Annotated in this window: 3 protein-coding genes; all 3 read right to left on the bottom strand. The window is 58.2% G+C overall.

All coding sequences use genetic code 11. The features are described 5' to 3' along the window. Positions 1–214: 214 nt before the first annotated feature. The 3 genes from PH605_RS25165 to PH605_RS25155 all read right to left on the bottom strand — a co-directional run bounded on the left by PH605_RS25165 (position 215) and on the right by PH605_RS25155 (position 2825). Positions 215–976, bottom strand: a complete 762-nt coding sequence (locus PH605_RS25165) for an ABC transporter permease (RefSeq protein WP_003520396.1) — start codon at positions 974–976, stop codon at positions 215–217. Continuing rightward, on the bottom strand, positions 973–1899 hold the full coding sequence (locus tag PH605_RS25160) for an ABC transporter ATP-binding protein (RefSeq protein ID WP_078052751.1): 927 nt from the start codon (positions 1897–1899) through the stop codon (positions 973–975). The genes PH605_RS25165 and PH605_RS25160 overlap by 4 nt, the downstream gene beginning before the upstream one ends. A gap of 104 nt (positions 1900–2003) precedes the next feature. Next, on the bottom strand, positions 2004–2825 hold the full coding sequence (locus PH605_RS25155) for a sulfite exporter TauE/SafE family protein (RefSeq protein ID WP_065655906.1): 822 nt from the start codon (positions 2823–2825) through the stop codon (positions 2004–2006). Between the last annotated feature and the right edge of the window lie 392 nt (positions 2826–3217).

Below are 3217 nucleotides of genomic sequence, written 5' to 3'. Positions count from 1 at the left end.
CTCTTTCGTGTCCGAGATCGTCGCCAAACGCTCGAATACGAGTAGAATCAACACCGTGCGCCATGTCCACCAAATTTAAACCGGACAGCAGTGGGCTTGTCCCGAGGATCTAATCACGTCCAATAAAATCAATCGGTTGCAGATCCTCGGGACAAGCCTGAGGATGACGTTGCGTGTGAGGGGAAGCTTTCCGCTATCTCTAACGATTGAGCCGTCAGTTGCGCAGCCTATACCCCGTCTTGAACATCCAGCCGACAACACCGAGGCACAGCGCCAGAAACAGCGTGATCATCGCAAGGCTGATGGCAGGATTGACGTCGGCGATCTCGTAGAAACTCCAGCGAAAACCGCTGATGAGATAAAGCACCGGATTGAAGTGGCTGACCGTCTGCCAGAAGGGCGGCAGCATGTCGATGGAATAGAAGCTGCCGCCGAGGAAGGTCAGCGGCGGCACCACCAGCATGGGGATGAGGTTCAGTTGCTCGAAATTCGTCGCCCAGATGCCGATGATGAAGCCGAAAAGGCTGAAGCTCACCGCCGTGAGAACGAAGAACAGGATCATCATGAACGGGTGGGCGATGGTGATATCCACGAAGAAGGAGGCCGTTATCAGGATGATCGTGCCGATCATCAGCCCCTTGGTCGCCGCCGCACCGACATAACCGGCCAGAATTTCCGTCATCGCCACCGGAGCGGAGAGGATTTCATAGACCGTGCCGGTGAATTTCGGGAAATAGATGCCGAAGGAGCCGTTGCCGATACATTGCGTCAGAAGCGTCAGCATGATGAGGCCGGGCGTTATGAACGCGCCGTAGGAAACACCGCCAACCTCCTGAATCCGCGAACCGATTGCGGTTCCGAATACGATGAAGTAGAGCGAGGTGGAAATGACCGGGGAGACCACGCTCTGCAGCAGGGTGCGACGCGTGCGCGCCATTTCGAACAGATAGATGGCTTTGATGGCTTCGAAATTCATTTCTGGCCTCCCACCAGCGAAACGAAGATATCCTCAAGCGAACTCTGCCGCGTTGAAATATCCTTGAAATGGATGTTGGCGGCGAAAAGGGCGCTCAGAACGTCGGCAATGCGGCTCTGTTCGCCATTGTCCTCGATTTCGTAGGTAACGGTGCAGCGGTCATCGGAAAGCGTCAGCCCGAAGGGCGCAAGACTGTCGGGCAATTGCTCCACGGGCTGGGCAAGCTCCAGGAAAAGCTGCTTGCGGCCGAGTTTCTTCATCAGCGCCGTCTTTTCCTCCACCAGCAGCAATTCGCCGCCATTGATGACGCCCACACGGTCGGCGATTTCTTCCGCCTCTTCGATGTAATGCGTGGTGAGGATGATGGTGACGCCCTTGGCGCGCAGCTCGGAAACGACATTCCACATGTCGCGGCGCAGCGCCACATCCACGCCGGCCGTCGGCTCGTCAAGGAACAGAACCTTCGGCTCATGCGCCAGCGCCTTGGCGATCAGCACACGCCGTTTCATTCCGCCGGAAAGCTCCCGCAGCATATTGTCCTTCTTGTTCCACAGCGACAGGGATTTCAGGATGCGCTCGATCAGTTCCGGGTTCTTCTTCTGCCCGTGCAGGCCGCGCGAGAAGCTGACGGTGTTCCACACCGTCTCGAACTGGTCGGTGGTCAGTTCCTGCGGCACGAGGCCGATCAGGGCGCGGGTCTGGCGAAAGTCCTTCACCACATCGTGCCCGCCGACAAGCACCGAACCCTCACCGGGATTGACGAGGCCGCAAACGATGGAGATCAATGTCGTCTTGCCAGCACCGTTTGGACCCAGAAGAGCGAGGATTTCCCCCTCCTTGATATCGAGGCTGACACCTTTGAGCGCCTGAAAGCCGTTTGCGTAGGATTTTGTCAGATTCCGTATCGAAACAATGGCATTCATGGCGAATCTTTCGAAAAACCGAGTAAGATGCACGCCATATAGGCCGGGAAAGGCGCAAATGCCAGTCCGACGGGCTGAACACTGCGTTCGGCGATTAAGGAAAATCAGCCGTAAACGCTATAGAAAAACTGCGCCGCAACGAAGACCAGAAACAGTCCGAAGGCGCGCTCCAGCTGCTTCTTGCTGAGCGCATGCGCCAGCCGCGCACCATAAGGAGCAACGACAAGCGTGATCGGGATCAGCAGTACCACGGCGATCCAGTTGATGAAGCCGGTGGAAAACGGCGGCAGGCCCGCATCGCCCCAGCCGGCCCAGATATAACCCAGAAGCCCTGGCAGCGAAATCAGCACGCCGACGCCGGAAGACGTGGCGACCGCCTGATGAATGGTGCGTCCATAGAGCGTCATGAAGGTGTTGTTCATCACCCCACCACCCACGCCCATCAGGCCGGAAAAAAGCCCGATGCCGGTGCCCACCAGAAAACGGCCCGGGTTTTGCGGCAGGTCGGAACCGAGATGCCAGCTTGCCCGGTTGAAGATCATCCGGAAGGCAAGCGCCAGCGCGATGAAGGCGAAGATGAGCCGCAGCGCAACGCTCGAGGCATAAGCGGCAACCACGGATGCGAGGATGGTGCCGAGCGGCACGGCGACGATCCAGCCCTTCAGCAGATCGATATCGACCGCGCCTTTCTGACGATGCGTCAGGAACGAACGGATGGAGGTGGGCACGATAATGGCGAGCGACGTGCCAAGCGAGAGATGCATGCGCACCGCCTCCGGCACATCCAGCAGCCCGAAGACCTGGTAGAAGACAGGCACCAGCACCGCGCCGCCACCGATGCCGAACAACCCTGCCAGAAGACCGGCGACCACACCCGCTGCCGCAAGCGCCGCAGCAAAGACCATCAGCTCTGAAACAGGGGGCATAAAGGCAGGCTCCCGAAGGCCGTTGTCACAAACATGTGACCCTCATAGCGTATCAGAAGAGCGCGGCAAGCCATGTTGGCCGCAGATCAGTACGGCGCGATGTCTTTTGCCGCACATCCGCGCCGGATGGACCACTCCTTGGGATCGTTTCCCATTGCATGCCCTTGCAAAGACGCCGATATCCCCCCGATAAGGCTGTCTTCTTCAACCGGCCTTCGGGCCGGTCTTTTTTTGTGAGAATGTGACAGAGGAGCTGGAATTCCGACAGTGAACCCACACTTCCGTCATTCCGGCCTTGTGTGGACGTATTGTGGTTTACTTGATGCATAGGCCGGGATGCGCATCCCGGCCTATGCAGGCAGGCGGCCGTATTTCCGGACTGGTTTACGCAG

Origin of the sequence: Agrobacterium sp. CFBP 3001 (genome assembly GCF_027871605.1) — a bacterium.
In the GTDB taxonomy this organism is placed as follows: Bacteria; Pseudomonadota; Alphaproteobacteria; order Rhizobiales; family Rhizobiaceae; genus Agrobacterium; species Agrobacterium leguminum.
This window is presented reverse-complemented; position numbering and strand designations above follow the sequence as displayed.